Below are 15,177 nucleotides of genomic sequence, written 5' to 3'. Positions count from 1 at the left end.
GAAACGCCGACACCCGAAAAACCAAAAAACAGGGAATAACTGTCGAAGTCCGGAAGTCAGGGTCGCAACCCGCTATGACAGATGCGCCAAAACCTTCCTCTCCGCCGTCGCTCTCGCGGCCACCGTCATGTTCTGGCTGTGAAAATCAATGAGTCTGGAGCCTAATCAGAATTCCAGATGATACGCCGGAGATGAATAGTCTCTGCTTCGCTTTCGCCGACGCGGTTAATATTAACTTCGAGCCATTGGCCATTGAAGATTTCTATGACCGGCATGCATTTGCGAACGGGCATCGCTGGGACTTGGTAATCGAAATGCTCATCAGAGCATTGACCCTCTGCAAGCTGGCCGGTCGTTCTGAAATTGATATCTCCTACTGCGAAAAGGCGTTTGCCCAAAAGACCAGAGTCCCTTTTGGATTTTCCCCATTTTCAGTGGATGACTATGAGGAAGCACTCTCTCCGGCTGAAATCTTGAGGCTCATGACCCAGCGCTGAGCCATGAAAACACCAGGAGAACGAAATCTGAAAGCCCGCCTTGGCGGGCTTTTTGCTTTCCGGGGTACAGCCAAACACGGGGCTGAGCACACTTATGGTTTTTCTGCAGTCACCGGTCACGCACCCCCCGAATGGGACCGACGCGGCGTGCGTTGATGAAGATCGGGTCGAAGCGGCGCAGGACGGGATAGCCACCATTGCCCCATTCATAGGTTTGCCCATCGATGTGGAAGAGGTAAAAGCCCGCGTCCGTGAGCAGATCGAAGACCTCACCAAAGGCCACATGCAAGCGGTTGTAGCGGTTGGCGCTGGTTTCGCACTGGATGAAATCGATCTGGTCAAGCATGGCGCCCGCACCGCGCAGCACGGCCAGGTCATGGCCTTCGGTGTCGATCTTCAGAAAATCGATATGATCGATGCCCAGATCGGCGCAGACCCGGTCAAGACGCCGGGCGGGAATGGGCGTGCCCTCGGGCGTTGCCGGATCAAGCACGCGGTTCATGGTCGAGGAGCCATCCAGCGCCATGCGAAGCGTGCCTTCGGATTGTGACAGCGCGAGGTTATGGCAGCTGATCCCGCCATGGGCAGCGCTTGCGCGGGTCAATTCGGCAAAGGCGGCCGGGGCGGGTTCAAAGGCGTGGATGCGGGCCTCGGGGAAGGCCACGGCGTAATGCAGGCAGGATTGGCCGCGATTGGCGCCCACATCGAAGATCATCTCGAACCGCTGATCCGGCACACGGGAACGGATCTGGCGCAGCGCCCTCGGCATTCCCAGCGCCTTTTGCGCCTCGGGGTGGCCGGGGTGATGGGCGGCGAAGGCCTGCCAATGGGTGCGCGCGTCCTCGGCCCGGCCTGCGCCGTCCAGCGCGCGGGCAAAGAGGATGTGGTGCCAGCCGGCGGCCTCAACCCCGCTGGGAATCAGCGCCTCGGCCTCGGCCCAGCGACCCTGCGAGAGGAGAAGGCGCATCAGCTCTTTGCGGAAATGCGGATGGCCGAACCGGTCGAGACGGCCGGGGTCTTCCTCCATCCCTGCGCGCAGGGTGGCAATCCGGTCAGCGGCAGCGTCCATCTTGGGGCCTTTCTGTCAAGTCGCGGCGGCACGCGGCCGACGGTCGGTGCTGCAAGCAAGGATCGGGCCAAATCATGGCTGACCTTGCGGTATGGGCGGCGTTCGGGGCGTCAGGCGCAGCCAGATCCCATCCTTGGCACGCACGGTCAGATGGGCGACGGGCACAGGCACACGGCCTGCGATGGGTTCAAGACGGAAGGCGCGCAAGAGCATGGCAAGCAGCAGCGGCCCCTCCGCCATGGCAAAGCCCGCACCGGGGCAGACGCGCGGCCCTGCGGAAAACGGCATATAGGCATCGCGCAACCCGGCACGGCCGTTTTCGGTATCAAACCGCGCGGGGTCAAACTGGTCGGGGTTATCCCAGATCCGTTCGTGGCGGTGCAGATGCCAGGGCGACAGGACAATCTGCGCGCCCGGCGCAACCGCCCGCCCGCGCAGCTGCACCGGGCAGCGGTTTTCACGCACCATCATCGGCACCGGCGGGTAAAGGCGCATCGCCTCGCGGAAGACCGCGCGGGCCTGACGCAGGCGATTCACCACCGACAGGTAGCCCGCATCAGCCAGCTCGGCCTGCGCTTCGGCGGCGACGCGATCCTGCCAGTCGGGATGGGTGGCCAGCAAGTAAAGCGCCCACCCCAGGGCCGAGGCCGAGGTTTCATGTCCCGCGAGAAAGAAGATCGCCACCTGATCGACCATTTCCTCGGTGTCAAAGCAGGCGCCGGTCTGCGGGTCGGGGAAGGTCATGATCTTGGTGGCAAGATCATCGGGCGCAGTGCCAGCGGCAATGGCGGCGGCCCGGTCTGCCGTCAGGCCGGCGATCAGCTTACGGATGCGCGTCGCGGTGGCACGGGTCTGACGGCTGTGAAAGCGCGGGAACCAGCGCGGCAACGGCAGCAGCGCCCCCAGATTGACCACGGGCTGCGCGGTCTGATGGGCGCGGAATTCGTGAAACACCGCCCCTGCCACCGCATGATCAATGGGGATGGAAAAGAGCGTGCGGAAGATCACATCCGCGGCGGCGTGGCTCGTTTCGAATTCGATCTCGACCGGTTGGCCATCGGCCCGGTGCTGCAGCCGCGCGACCATGGCCTGACCGGCATCCCACATCGCGCCAAAGGTATCGCGCAAGCGCCCGCCTTCAAAGGCCGGGTCGATGATGCGGCGCTGACGTTCCCACGTGTCGCCATTCGTCACGAACACCGAATTGCCGAGAAGCGGGCGCAGCCCCTCGCGGATGCGGTCGGATTTCGGAAAGTCGCGCGGACGCCCCTTCAGCACCAGATCGACCAGCGCCGGATCGTTGCACAGATAGCTGCGAAAGAACGGCGTGCGGAATTCGGCCATCCAGGCCCGATACAGCCGCGCGGGCTGGGCCGAGAGGATATCTTGCCGGAACAGGCGGAAATACCGCCAGAGCGAGACCTTATCCGGGCGCGAGACGGGTTTGGGCGGGATCATGACAGGCCCGTAAAGCGGTTGGCCGCCAGCGTGATGCGGCTTTTCGATTGCGGACGACCGGCGAAATGGTCGGCCAGACGGCGCGGCCCGGCGGTGATGCGGAAATAGTCATAATCCCAGGGCTGGCCGGGCAGGTTGTCAAAGGCACAAAGGTATTGGAAATGCAGCCGGAAATAGCGCCGCTTCACCTGCGCCCAGGTAGAGGGACGCAGGGTCTGGCTGAAGGCGGCGGAATAGATCAGCGGCCATAGCTGATCCTCGGGCGCGACACCGGTCACGCGCACCGGATCGCAGAGCGCGAAGGCACAGCCATCGCCCGGTGCCGTCACGTCGACCCAGGTCAGCGCCGGGCTGCGCGACAGATCCTGCAGGTCGCGGCGCAGGCGGTGGGCCTTGGGCAGATAGCTGACCATCGGCACCACCTGCCCCAAGGACAGGAAAGACAGCGCAGGCCCCCGCCCCGCCCGACCCTCGCGGATCAGATCGGCCAAGATCGACACCGCCAGATGCGCGCCGGAGGAATGGCCGACGACCAGCACCTCATCATAATCGCCGGTCAGGGCCGCGGCGATGGTCTGACGAAAAGCCGTCATGCGGGCCTCAAGCTCGGGCGGGTTGGCCCCGCCTGCCTGTGCGGAATAGGCGTAATCATGCATCAGATAATAGGCGTAAAAGCGCGAATCGCGGGCCTTGAACCAGCGCAGCACCCAGACCGCCGCCCCCGCCCCAAGCGCCGCCCCAGCCCAGCCCGCCCCCGTCAGCGGCAGCAAGGACAACAGGCCCCAGACCGCCCCCCAGACGATCAGCGCCACCAAAAGCTGCGCCAAAAGCACCGCAATCGGATAGAGCGCCGCCACAATCGGCCCCTTCCGCAGGCGCATCAGCCGGAACAGCGCCCCGGACCCGAGATAGGCCCAGGCGGTGCGGATCAACTCCAGATAGGTGCCGGGGATCGACTGGCTCATGGATCCGCGGACGATATCGGACCAGACCAGCACCTCGACATCGGTCTCCACCGTCTGCCCGTCGATCTCGGCCGTGACATGCCAGCCATAGGGGCCCTGCACATGCTTGCCCCGCAGATCCAGCCGATAGCCCGACAGGGCCGCCTGCTCCGCCCCCTCGCGCCGGTAAAGCTCGCGGTAGCGGCGGGGGTGGATGGGGTCATAGCCGGGAATATAGAAAACGCGCCGCCGGCGAACGGGGTCAGGCACAGGCTTGGCGGCGTCATCCATCACATCGTTACTCCGGCCCGATCAACAGCATGGGCAGGGTAAAGCGCCCCGCCCGATCAGCCAAGGGTCGCCAGAAACGGGAAGGTGTCGAGCAACCAGAAGGACATATCCGACAGCGCCCCGGTGACCAGCGCCACCCCGACCAGCAACAGCAGCAGGCCCATCGACCGCTCGATCAGCCTCATGTGCCGCTTGAGCCGGGTCATCACCCCCATCGCCCGTTCGATGAACAGCGCCGCCAGCAGGAACGGCACCCCCAGCCCCAGCGCATAAACGGCCAGAAGCAGCGTCCCCCGCGTCAGGCTGGCCTCATTCGCCGCCAGCGACAGGATCGCGCCCAGCTGCGGCCCGATGCAAGGCGTCCAGCCAAAGGCGAAGGCCAGCCCCAGCAGATAGGCGCCAAGCGCCGATCCGCCCTGATCGCCAGCATTCAGCCGCGCCTCGCGGTCGAGCATCGGGATGCGGAACACGCCCAGGAAATGCAGGCCCAGCACGATGACCATCGCACCCGAGATGCGGGCAAACAGCTCCTGATTCTTGAGGAAGAACGCGCCGAAAGCCGAGGCGGTGAACCCCAGAAACAGAAAGACCGTCGAAAGGCCCAGGACGAAGAACAGCGCAGGCAACAGGATGCGCCGCCGCGCGGCCCGGTCGCCTTCGCGCAGTTCGGGCATCGAGATCCCGCCCATATAGGCCAGATAAGGGGGCACGATCGGCAGCACGCAGGGGCTGAGGAACGACAGCACCCCGGCGACCAGCGCCACCAGCATTGCGGGCGCCAGCCCCGCGTCGAAAAGGTCGATCCCGAACATCTTGCCTCCGTTCCTTCCCGGTGGTGATACCGCAATCCCGCCCGCCCGTCACGCGGCGCGGCGTCACATGCGCGTGGCCGCAGCCGCGGCTGACTTTGGCCGCACGGCGGTGTATGGCTGCGACACAAGGGAAAGGGGCAGGCCGATGGAATTTGACACCGATCTGGATTGCGAGGGGCTGCTCTGCCCCCTGCCCGTCCTGCGCGCGCGCAAACGGCTTTTGGGGCTTCCGGCGGGTCAGGTTTTGCGGGTGCGCGCGACCGACCGGATGGCGGCGGTGGACCTGCCGCATTTTTGCGGCCAGACCGGGCATGTCTATCTGGGGTCGGAACCCTTGGGCGCGGCCACCGCCCATTTCATCAAGGTGGGGCAGATAGAAAAAACGCCGGGCTAAGGCCCGGCGTTTTTCTGTTTCGCGGATCAGCGGTTCACCGACCACCAACCCCGGCGCTTGGACTTGCCTTCGCTTGCGTCCCCGGTGGCGGCAGCCTCTGCCGGGTCAGCAACCACGGCTTCCGCCACGGCCAAACCGGGGTCCGCCTGCAGCGGCGGCAGGTCAACCGGCGCGGGCTGTTCGGCGACCGACGCATCAACGACGGGCGCAGCTTCCACCGCAACCTCGGCCACCAGGGCCTCTGTCACGGGAGCTTCCGTCGCGGGGGCCTCGGCCGCTTTGGCCTTGGATTTGGTGCTGCGCGTCCGGGTGGTCTTGGCCTTGGGCTTGGTCACTTCTTCGACCACGGCCTCGGCCACCGCTTCGGCAGCAATCTCTGCCGGGGCATCGGCAGGCTTGGCTTTGGCTTTGGTGCTGCGCGATCGGCTGCGGGTGGTCTTTTTGGGCGCCTCGGCGACCGGCTCTTCGGTGGCAACTTCGGCAACCGGAGCGTCGGCGACAACAGCCTCGGCCGGTGCTTCGCTTACGACCTCGGCGAGAACGACGGTCTCGACAGCGGCGGCCACTTCGACGACGGGCTCGGGCGCCTCAGTCTCGGCGGCATCATCGCCCTCTGCATCGCCTTCCTCGGCCCCGTCCTCTTGCGGACGGCCAGCGGCATCCTTGCCCTTGCCCCCCCGACGACGCGGACGGCGACGACGCTTCTTCTTGGACCCGCCATTGCCATCGCCCTCAGCGGCCTCGGCCCGGCCTTCCTCTTCGACGGCCTCGACCTCTGCCTCGATTTCATCTTCTTCGATCGGCAGTTCCGGATCATCCTCCTCCTCGACGGGCGCACCCATCAGGGCGGCATTGCCGGAGATCACGGTGCCCGCTTCGGGCACGGCGCGGATGGCCGTCTTGAACTTCTCGATCGAATAATCGGGCGACACGAGATGCGGGTCAGCCTCAAGCCGGACCGACATGCCATAGCGTGCCTCGATCAGGGCGATATGTTCGCGCTTCGAGTTGATGAGGTAGTTGATCACCGCGACCGGAGCCTTCAGCAGCACCTCGCGCGAGCGTTTCCGCGTGCCCTCTTCCTCCAGCGCGCGCAGGATCGTCAGGGCAAGGCTGTCGTCCGAGCGGATCAGGCCGGTGCCGTGGCAATGCGCGCAAGGCTGCGTGGTGGATTCAAGCATGCCGGGGCGCAGGCGCTGGCGGCTCATCTCCATCAGGCCAAAGCCCGAGATGCGGCCCACCTGAATGCGCGCGCGGTCCGTCTTCAGCTTTTCCTTCAGGCGCTTCTCAACGGCGGCGTTGTTGCGACGCTCTTCCATGTCGATGAAGTCGATGACGATCAGACCAGCCAGATCGCGCAGGCGCAATTGGCGCGCAACCTCATCGGCGGCCTCGAGGTTGGTCTTGAGCGCGGTCTCCTCGATCGAGCCTTCCTTGGTGGCCCGGCCCGAGTTCACGTCGATCGCCACCAGCGCCTCGGTGACGCCGATCACGATATAACCACCCGATTTCAGCTGCACGACCGGGTTGAACATGCCCGAAAGGTAGCTTTCCACCTGATAGCGCGCGAACAGCGGCATCTGGTCGGCATAGCGCTGCACCACGCGGGCGTGGTTGGGCATGATCATCCGCATGAAATCTTTGGCAGTGCGGTAGCCCGTTTCGCCTTCAACCAGGATTTCCTCGATCTCGCGGTTATAGAGATCGCGGATCGACCGCTTGATGAGGTTGCCCTCTTCATAGATCGGCGCGGGTGCGACCGATTTCAGCGTCAGTTCGCGGATCTCTTCCCACAGACGCATCAGATATTCGTAATCGCGGCGGATTTCCTGCGGGGTGCGCTTGGCGCCCGCAGTCCGCACGATCAGGCCGGCGCCTTCCGGCACCTCCAGCTCGGACGCGATATCCTTGAGCTTCTTGCGGTCGGCGGCATTGGTGATCTTGCGGCTGATACCGCCGCCCCGCGCCGTGTTCGGCATGAGAACGCAGTAGCGACCGGCCAGCGACAGATAGGTTGTCAGCGCCGCACCCTTGTTGCCCCGCTCTTCCTTGACCACCTGCACCAGCATGATCTGGCGCACCTTGATCACTTCCTGGATCTTGTAGCGGCGGGCACGCGGCTTGCGGGGCGCACGGATTTCTTCCGACACGTCCTCTTCGGCGACCGATTCGATTTCGTCATCGATATCGGCAGCGTGGTCGAGCGCCTCGTAATGGCCGTCATCCTCGGTGCGTTCCGAGGCCACCGAGGCCCGGTCGGCATTGCGCGAAACGAGCAGGTCGTCCTCGGCCCCCTCCTCGCCCAGGTCGATCACATCCATGCCGGAAATCGCCACCGGGGTTTCGGCGACATCGGCCACGGGCGCGGCCTCATCCGAAACGACCACCGCGTCGGCGGCAACGGCTTCGGCCTGCGCGGGCTTGGCGCGCGACTTGTGGTTGCTGCGGCGCGGACGGCTTTCCTCTTCCTCTTCGGCACGGGCCAACGCCCGCTCCTCCTCGAGCAGGGCTTTGCGATCCGCGACGGGGATCTGGTAATAATCCGGGTGGATTTCCGCAAAAGCGAGGAAGCCGTGACGGTTCCCGCCGTAATCCACAAAGGCCGCCTGCAGCGAGGGTTCGACCCGCGTCACCTTGGCAAGGTAGATGTTTCCTTGCAGCTGACGCTTGTTTACCGTTTCAAAGTCGAACTCTTCGACCTTGTTTCCGTCCACCACGACAACCCGGGTTTCCTCCGGGTGCGTGGCGTCGATGAGCATTTTCTTAGCCATAGTGTTCCATTGCGCCATGGCGCATCGCGGCCCCCGCCGGGTGTATTCCCGGCAAAGGTTCGATCCAGCAGATGGCGGCTTGTTCGGGCGTGGCCGTGCGGTGCGGATGGCGCAGGGCGAGCCGAAAGCCCCCTGTCGATCGTCATCGCTTTTTGCACGCGGCTCATCGCGGTTCTTTATCCCGGCACCCCATGCGGGGCACCCATCTAAAAGCCTGCAATCCCGAGGGAGAGCCGGCAAACTTGCGGCCTTGCGGCCAGTGAATGCTGCGGATGGAGGCAGGAAAGACCCTTGGTCAGACGTGTGCCACCGGCAGTGAAACTTGTGGGCGAATGTCGCGGCATCCGGACATTGGCCCTCAGGTCAAGTTTAAGGGTTTACCCCCGCGCTTTGCAATGACAAATATCCGCAGCCGGAAAGGCGGGCTGTGGTTCCGCCCGAACCGCGCAATCAAAGGTGGCCGTCATGCAGATCGATTTCTTTGTTGCGGGCGTTCAGAAGGGCGCCACAACCGCCCTGCACGGCATTCTGAGCCAGCACCCGGAGCTGAGCCTGTCATCGCCCAAGGAACTGCATCTTTTCGACGATGAATCAAGGGATTGGGGCGCTGCCCTGCCCGATCTTTCGCCCCATTTTCCCGCCCCCGGCCGCCTGCGGGGCGAGGCCACGCCGATCTACACCTTCTGGCCCCGGGCCATCGAACGGATCGCTGCCCACAATCCGGGGGCGCGGCTGATCATGCTGTTGCGCCACCCCACCCTGCGCGCCCATTCGCAATGGCGGATGCAGTTCCGAAAGGGTGTCGAGACACGGGCCTTTGTCGAAGCCATCGCCCCGGTGCCGCTGATCTCCGAGAGCCAGCTGCGCCAGCACAGCTATGTTGCGCGCGGTTTCTACGCCGGGCAGGTGCGCCGGTTGCTGGCGCATTTTCCGCGCGAAAACCTGCTGTTCCTGCGCACCGACGCGCTTTGGCTGCGCCCCGCCCCGACCTTGGGCCAGATCTGCGACTTCCTCGGGGTCGCAGCCCCGACGGCGGCGATGCTTGAGCGGGCAACGGTCTATACCGTCCCTGTCCTTGCGCGGGATCTGGGGGAGATGCCGGAGCCATTGCGGCGGGATCTGGATCGCCGCTTCGCGGCCGATATCATCGAAACCGCCGCATTGACCGGGCTTGGCCTGTCCGACTGGCTGGACCCGGCCTATGCCGAGCCCATGCGCCCGCAAGAGACCGCGGGCGGTCAGGTGTAATCTGACCGCTGCAGCCCGTATTTGGCCATCTTTTCATTCAGCGTCCGCCGCGGCAGGCACAGTTCTTCCATCACCGCGACGATGCTGCCCTTGTGGCGGCGCATCGTATTGTCGATCAGCATACGCTCAAACGCATCGACATATTCCTTCAGCGGCTTGCCCTCGGTCGTCAGCGCCGGCCCCGAGGCCTCGTTATCCGCCATCAGAAGCGAGGCGATCGACCCAGACCCGCGGCGGTTCTGCAGCACTGCACGTTCGGCGATGTTCACCAGCTGCCGCACATTGCCCGGCCAGGGCGCCTGCAGAAGCTGCGCGGCCTCTTGCGCGGTCAGACCGGGGGCGTCGCAGCCATATTCCTCGGCGAACTGTTCCGACAGGCGGGTGAACAGCGACAGGATATCCTCACCCCGCGCGCGCAGCGGCGGCAGGACGATGGTCATCGCACCCAGGCGATAGAACAGATCGGGGCGCAGGATGTCTTCAAGCGTCTTGTCGGGCGCATGTTCGTTGCAGATGGCGATGATGCGCGTTTCGGGCGGGGTCCCTTGTTCGTTGATCACCGTCAGCAGCCGCGATTGCAGGGCATGGCTCAGCGCCTCGATGTCCTCAAGGCACAGGGTGCCGCCCCGCGCCTCTTCGATCAGCGGCACGCCGTCTTCGGTGGGGCCGAAAAGCTTGGCGGCCAGCTGATCTTCCGACCAGGCCGCGCAGGAAACGGTGACGAATTTCTTGGACGCCCGCGGCCCCACCGCATGCAGCGCATGGGCGACCAGCGTCTTGCCGGTGCCGGTTTCGCCGTCGATCAGCACATGGCTGTCGGCCTGCCCCAGATCGAGGATATCCTCGCGCAGACGCTCCATCACCGGGCTGCTGCCGATCAGCTTTTTCATGATCGTCGTGCCATCCGACAGCTCTTTGCGGAGCGCGCGATTGTCCAGCGTCATACGGCGCGACTGGGTGGCGCGCTTGGCCAGATCGGTCATCCGGTCGGGGTTGAAGGGCTTTTCCAGAAAATCGAAGGCCCCCAGACGCATCGCTTCAACCGCCATCGGCACATCGCCATGGCCGGTGATCATGATCACCGGAAGCGAGCTGTCCATGCCCATCAGGCGTTTCAGAAACGCCATGCCATCCATGCCGGGCATGCGGATGTCGCTGACCACGGCCCCCGCGAAATCGGGGCCGATCGCGGCCAGCGCCTCTTCGGCACTGCCATAGGTTTCGGTATCAAAGCCCGACAGGGCCAGCCATTGGCTGATCGACTGGCGCATATCCGCCTCGTCATCGACGATGGCGACTTTCATAGCACGTGCCATGTGATCCTCATTCTGCTGCCTTGGCGTCCTTGCCCAATATGGGGAGCTGGACTTCAAATACAGCCCCCCCACCTTCCGCATTGCGCGCGGTCAGGCGGCCGCCAAGATCGGTGACGATCCCCGAAGAGATGGCAAGGCCAAGCCCCACCCCCTCACCGGGTTTCTTTGTGGTGTAGAAAGGCTCGAACAGGTTATCGAGATCCTTGATGCCGTGCCCGTTGTCGCGCACGGTCAGAGTCGCAGTCTCGCCCGCCGAGAGGATCAGGTCGATCTGCGGATTTCGGGTTTCCTTGGTGGCATCCAGCGCGTTTCGCAGCAGGTTGATGATCACCTGCTCCAGCCGCACGCGGTCGGCCATGACCATGACGGGGCTGCGCGGCAGGGTGCGGGTGATCCGCACCACCCGGGCCTTCAACTGCGGCTCCATCATCGACAGGGCCGAAGACAGCGACTGACGCATGTCCACAGGCTCAAAGGCCTCGCCGCCCTTGCGGGCATAGGATTTCAGCTGCCGGGTGATCGCGCCCATGCGGTCGATCAGGTCATCGATGCGCTGGAAGGAGGACAGCGCCTCATCCGGGCGCTTGCGCTGAAGCAAAAGCCGCGCGCCCGCGAGATAGGTCTTCATCGCGGCCAGCGGCTGGTTCAGCTCATGGCTGACGGCGGCAGACATTTCCCCCAGCGCCGCCAATTTCGACGATTGCGCCAGCGTAAGTTCAGCCACCTCAAGGGTTTTCTGCACCTTCTCGCGTTCCGCGATCTCGCGCTGAAGGCGCGCGTTCAGCATCCGCAGTTCAGCGCTTTCGCGCTGAAAGGTCACGCTTTGCGACCAGGCCCGGCGCGAGAGCATGTAGAAGGTCACGGCAAGCAGGATGGCAAAGCCCATGATCTCCAGCGCCAGCACGCCGTTCACGCGTTCGCGGACGGAATCATAGGCGGTGAAGGTGATCATGCGCCAGCCGCGAAAAGCCACGCGCGTTTCGGTCTTCATCACCGCCTCGCCCGAGACATAGGCATCGGGCGGTTCCTGCGCCCAGTCGGCCGCGCCCTGCAGCGCCCGGCGGATAGCCGAAGGCGCATCCCGCGCCTCAAGCGCCCGGTCCAGCGGCAGGCCACGCCAGCGCGGCTCGGTTGCCAGAAGGACGACACCTTCGCTGTCCGTCACCAGCACCGCATCCTGCAGCCCGGCCCAGGCGCGTTCATATTTCATCAGGTCCACGGCGACCAGAATCACCCCAAGCACCTGATTTTCGACGCGGATCGCGCGGGAATAGGTAAAATCGAACCCGTTTGTCTGCCGGGGGGCCACAGTAAAGATCGTGTCGCGCACACGCTGGGCATCAATGAACTGGGCGGCGTTGCGATAGGTCTCGCCCAGCTGGTTGCGGTTCGTCGCCCCCACCACACGACCTTCACCATCCAGCAGGATGATCGAGGCCGCACCGATTTCGGCCTGGAACGAGATCAGCCGCGCTGAGGTCGTGGAATAGTCCTTCCGCTCCAGCGCGCCGATCAGTTCGGGGTCGCGCGCCAGCAAAAGCGGGACGACCGAGTTGCGCTGCAATTCGGAAATCACGTTGCCGGAATAAAAGGCCAGCCGCAGTTCGGCGCTGTTGCGCGTCACCTCGGTAAAGCGTTCCGAAAGCCAGCGGTTGGTGAACAGCACGACCCCGGCGGCCAGCACCACCAGCAGCGCCACCACAAGCTTTACGCGCCAGGAAATGCCCGGCGCGTGGCTTTCGGTGTCAGGTGAAGGGCTTGCGTCCAGCATGGGGCGCAGTCTAGGCCGCGCCGGGGGGCGGCCTCAAGACCCGGTCATATCAGGCCAGCGCCATCTTGCCGATCAGGCCCGCAAAGACGGCCGCGCCATCGGTGCCGCCGTGTTCGGCATCGACCACACGCTCGGGGTGGGGCATCATGCCCAGCACGCGGCGGTTGTCCGACAGGATGCCTGCGATATCTTCCATCGACCCGTTCGGGTTCGCGCCATAGCGGAAGGCGATCCGGTCTTCGCCTTTCAGACGGGCGATGGTTTCGGCATCGGCGGTATAATTGCCGTCATGGTGCGCCACCGGCACGGTGATCGCCTGCCCCTTGGCATAGCCCGCGGTGAAGGCCGAGTCGGTGGTGCCCACGATCAGCTGCACCGGTTTGCAGATGAACTTGAGCCCCGCATTCCGCATCAACGCGCCGGGCAGCAGGTGCATCTCGGTCAGCACCTGAAAGCCGTTGCAGATCCCGATGACATAGCCACCACGATCGGCATGAGCCTTGACGGCAGCGGCGATGGGCGATTGCGCGGCAATGGCGCCGCAGCGCAGGTAATCACCGAAAGAAAACCCGCCGGGCACGCCCACGACATCCACACCGGCCGGCAGTTCGCTGTCCTTGTGCCAGACGCGCACAACCTCGGCCCCCGCCTTTTCAAAGGCCACCGCCAGATCGCGGTCGCAGTTGGAACCGGGGAAGGTGACGACGGCGGCTTTCATGGGGGCGTCCTTTCAGGCGGTCGGGGATGCGCTTGCCCTTAGCGCAAAGGCTGCGCTGCTTCCAGCCCCTTCGGGCGCGCGTGACGCGATTTCCTGCCCGCTGCCCGCTGCCCCGCATAAGAAAACGCCGCCGGGCCTGCGGGGCGCGGCGGCGTTCATCCTGTCCGGTCGGGCCGGATCTCAGGCGATCTCGACCGAGTATTTCTCGATCACGGTATTGGCCAGCAGCTTTTCGCACATGGCCTTCACCTCGGCCTCGGCGGCGGCGCGGTCAGTTGCGGCCAGATCCAGCTCGATCACCTTGCCCTGGCGCACGGCCTCAACCCCTTCGAAGCCCAGCGTGCCAAGCGCGCGGCGCACAGCCTCGCCCTGCACGTCGAGAACTCCGGTCTTCAGCATCACGGTCACACGCGCTTTCATGGTCGGGGGGCCTTTCAGTTGATGAGGGTCGGCTTGGTGGTATGGGTGACGTTCGAGGGCAGCACGCCCAGACGGCGCGCCAGCTCGGTATAGACATCGGCCAGGGGGCCGGGTTCGCGGATCTGGCCTTCGCGGTCGGGGGCGTCCAGACCGCGCATATCCCATAGGCGGCAGCTGTCGGGGCTGATTTCATCGGCCACGATCAGGCGCATGAAATCGCCTTCCCAGATGCGGCCCACCTCGATGCGGAAATCCATCAGACGGACGCCCACGCCCATCATCACGCCCGACATGAAGTCATTCACGCGCAGCGCCAGTGCCACCATGTCATCCAGGTCCTGCTGGTTGGCCCAGCCGAAGGCGATGATATGTTCCTCGGACACCAGCGGGTTCCCCAGCTTGTCGTCCTTGTAATAATATTCCACGATCGGGCGCGGCAGGGCCACGCCTTCCGGGATGCCCAGACGGCTGGTGATGCCACCGGCGGCGAAATTGCGGACGACCACTTCGAGCGGAATGATCTCGCACATGCGGACCAGCTGTTCGCGCATGTTGATGCGGCGGATGAAATGCGTCGGCACCCCGATGGAATTCAGGCCCGACATGAAGAATTCGCTCAGGCGGTTGTTCAGCACGCCCTTGCCTTCAACCGCGGCGGGGGCCTGATTGACGGCATTGACGCCCGCGACAGCATCGTCCTTGAAGTACTGGATCAGGGTTCCCGGCTCCGGACCCTCATACAGGATCTTCGCCTTGCCCTCGTAGACCTTCTTGCGACGTGCCATGAACTTTCCCGAATCGGATAAGGGACACGGCGGCGGGCGCACGCGTCCTTTCTGGGCCGGGCTATAGTCCAACCCCCGCCCGCCCGCAAGGTTTAGCGCCAACCGGGGCCAGACGGGCCTTGCGGCGCAAGGCGCGGGCGGGCATATGAAGGGGGACATACCATTGCCGAACCAATTCAGGGGGGCCTTCCCATGACCACCTTCGACGACCGCGAAAAGGCGTTCGAGACCAAGTTTGCCCATGATGCAGAGATGCAGTTCAAGGCCGAAGCCCGCCGCAACAAGCTGGCCGGTCTTTGGGCCGCAGGGCTGCTGGGCAAATCGGGCGATGCCGCCGCAGAATACGCCCTGACCGTGGTGCAGGCCGATTTCGAGGAAGCGGGCGTGGAAGACGTGGTCCGCAAACTGGCCGCCGATCTGGGCGACAAGGCCAGCGCCGAGGAAATCCGCGCCAAGCTGTCGGAACTGCTGCCGGTCGCCAAGGCCCAGCTGATGACCGAGATCTGATCCCCCGCGGGACCGGACCGGAGGGCCGCCCTGCCGGGGCGGCCTTTTCATTTGCGGGGGGGGGGGCAAACCCGCGCCTATTTCACCATCATCATGAAGATTATGAATTTGCCTCACCCGCAGCCGCGTGGCAGAGGTTGAACAAACGATCAGCCGTGCGGCCCACGTGCGGCGCT

At 64.6% G+C, this 15,177-nt stretch carries 14 protein-coding genes; 4 read left to right on the top strand and 10 right to left on the bottom strand.

Going from position 1 to position 15,177, the window contains the following annotated elements; genetic code table 11:
* The first annotated feature begins 191 nt into the window (after positions 1-191).
* Positions 192-497, top strand: a complete 306-nt coding sequence (locus tag IE101_RS08365) for a hypothetical protein (RefSeq protein WP_189633365.1) — start codon at positions 192-194, stop codon at positions 495-497.
* 109 nt (positions 498-606) lie between these two features.
* Here the strand turns inward: IE101_RS08365 and IE101_RS08360 are convergent, their stop codons facing one another.
* The 4 genes from IE101_RS08360 to IE101_RS08345 all read right to left on the bottom strand — a co-directional run bounded on the left by IE101_RS08360 (position 607) and on the right by IE101_RS08345 (position 5,071).
* Positions 607-1,566 carry an FkbM family methyltransferase gene (locus tag IE101_RS08360; RefSeq protein WP_189633364.1) on the bottom strand — a complete coding sequence of 320 codons (960 nt, stop codon included), beginning with the start codon at positions 1,564-1,566 and terminating at the stop codon, positions 607-609.
* Positions 1,567-1,638: 72 nt separating this feature from the next.
* Positions 1,639-3,024 (bottom strand): cytochrome P450, encoded by a 1,386-nt coding sequence (locus tag IE101_RS08355; RefSeq protein ID WP_189633363.1) that lies wholly within the window; start codon positions 3,022-3,024, stop codon positions 1,639-1,641.
* The gene (locus IE101_RS08350; protein ID WP_189633362.1) at positions 3,021-4,259 is read right to left on the bottom strand and encodes a hypothetical protein; all 1,239 of its coding nucleotides are present in this window, start codon (positions 4,257-4,259) and stop codon (positions 3,021-3,023) included. The genes IE101_RS08355 and IE101_RS08350 overlap by 4 nt, the downstream gene beginning before the upstream one ends.
* Before the next feature lie 56 nt (positions 4,260-4,315).
* On the bottom strand, positions 4,316-5,071 hold the full coding sequence (locus tag IE101_RS08345) for a cytochrome c biogenesis CcdA family protein (protein WP_189633361.1): 756 nt from the start codon (positions 5,069-5,071) through the stop codon (positions 4,316-4,318).
* Between the two features lie 145 nt (positions 5,072-5,216).
* Here IE101_RS08345 and IE101_RS08340 point away from each other — a divergent pair, with 145 nt between their 5' ends.
* The gene (locus IE101_RS08340; RefSeq protein WP_189633360.1) at positions 5,217-5,465 is read left to right on the top strand and encodes a sulfurtransferase TusA family protein; all 249 of its coding nucleotides are present in this window, start codon (positions 5,217-5,219) and stop codon (positions 5,463-5,465) included.
* A gap of 26 nt (positions 5,466-5,491) precedes the next feature.
* On the opposite strand, the gene IE101_RS08335 is transcribed toward IE101_RS08340, so the two are convergent.
* Positions 5,492-8,236: an Rne/Rng family ribonuclease gene (locus IE101_RS08335; RefSeq protein WP_189633359.1), complete on the bottom strand. Its 2,745-nt coding sequence runs from the start codon at positions 8,234-8,236 to the stop codon at positions 5,492-5,494.
* 465 nt (positions 8,237-8,701) lie between these two features.
* On the opposite strand from IE101_RS08335, the gene IE101_RS08330 reads away from it, so the two are divergent.
* Positions 8,702-9,484: a sulfotransferase family protein gene (locus IE101_RS08330; RefSeq protein ID WP_189633358.1), complete on the top strand. Its 783-nt coding sequence runs from the start codon at positions 8,702-8,704 to the stop codon at positions 9,482-9,484.
* Here the strand turns inward: IE101_RS08330 and IE101_RS08325 are convergent.
* The 5 genes from IE101_RS08325 to IE101_RS08305 form a co-directional block, all read right to left on the bottom strand.
* Complete coding sequence (locus IE101_RS08325) at positions 9,475-10,800, bottom strand: sigma-54-dependent transcriptional regulator (RefSeq protein WP_189633357.1); 1,326 nt, start codon at positions 10,798-10,800, stop codon at positions 9,475-9,477. The genes IE101_RS08330 and IE101_RS08325 overlap by 10 nt on opposite strands.
* A 7-nt stretch (positions 10,801-10,807) precedes the next feature.
* The gene (locus IE101_RS08320) at positions 10,808-12,571 is read right to left on the bottom strand and encodes a sensor histidine kinase (RefSeq protein ID WP_189633356.1); all 1,764 of its coding nucleotides are present in this window, start codon (positions 12,569-12,571) and stop codon (positions 10,808-10,810) included.
* 49 nt (positions 12,572-12,620) lie between these two features.
* Entirely contained in the window at positions 12,621-13,289 is a 669-nt protein-coding gene (purQ, locus tag IE101_RS08315; protein WP_189633355.1) for a phosphoribosylformylglycinamidine synthase subunit PurQ, read from the bottom strand.
* Between the two features lie 180 nt (positions 13,290-13,469).
* Positions 13,470-13,709 carry a phosphoribosylformylglycinamidine synthase subunit PurS gene (gene purS / locus IE101_RS08310; protein ID WP_149140813.1) on the bottom strand — a complete coding sequence of 80 codons (240 nt, stop codon included), beginning with the start codon at positions 13,707-13,709 and terminating at the stop codon, positions 13,470-13,472.
* A gap of 14 nt (positions 13,710-13,723) precedes the next feature.
* Positions 13,724-14,494: a phosphoribosylaminoimidazolesuccinocarboxamide synthase gene (locus IE101_RS08305; RefSeq protein ID WP_189633354.1), complete on the bottom strand. Its 771-nt coding sequence runs from the start codon at positions 14,492-14,494 to the stop codon at positions 13,724-13,726.
* 192 nt (positions 14,495-14,686) lie between these two features.
* On the opposite strand from IE101_RS08305, the gene IE101_RS08300 reads away from it, so the two are divergent.
* The gene (locus IE101_RS08300) at positions 14,687-15,001 is read left to right on the top strand and encodes a DUF1476 domain-containing protein (RefSeq protein ID WP_189633353.1); all 315 of its coding nucleotides are present in this window, start codon (positions 14,687-14,689) and stop codon (positions 14,999-15,001) included.
* The last annotated feature ends 176 nt before the right edge of the window (positions 15,002-15,177 follow it).

Source organism: Gemmobacter lanyuensis (assembly GCF_014652355.1).
Lineage (GTDB): Bacteria > Pseudomonadota > Alphaproteobacteria > Rhodobacterales > Rhodobacteraceae > Gemmobacter > Gemmobacter lanyuensis.
This window is presented reverse-complemented; position numbering and strand designations above follow the sequence as displayed.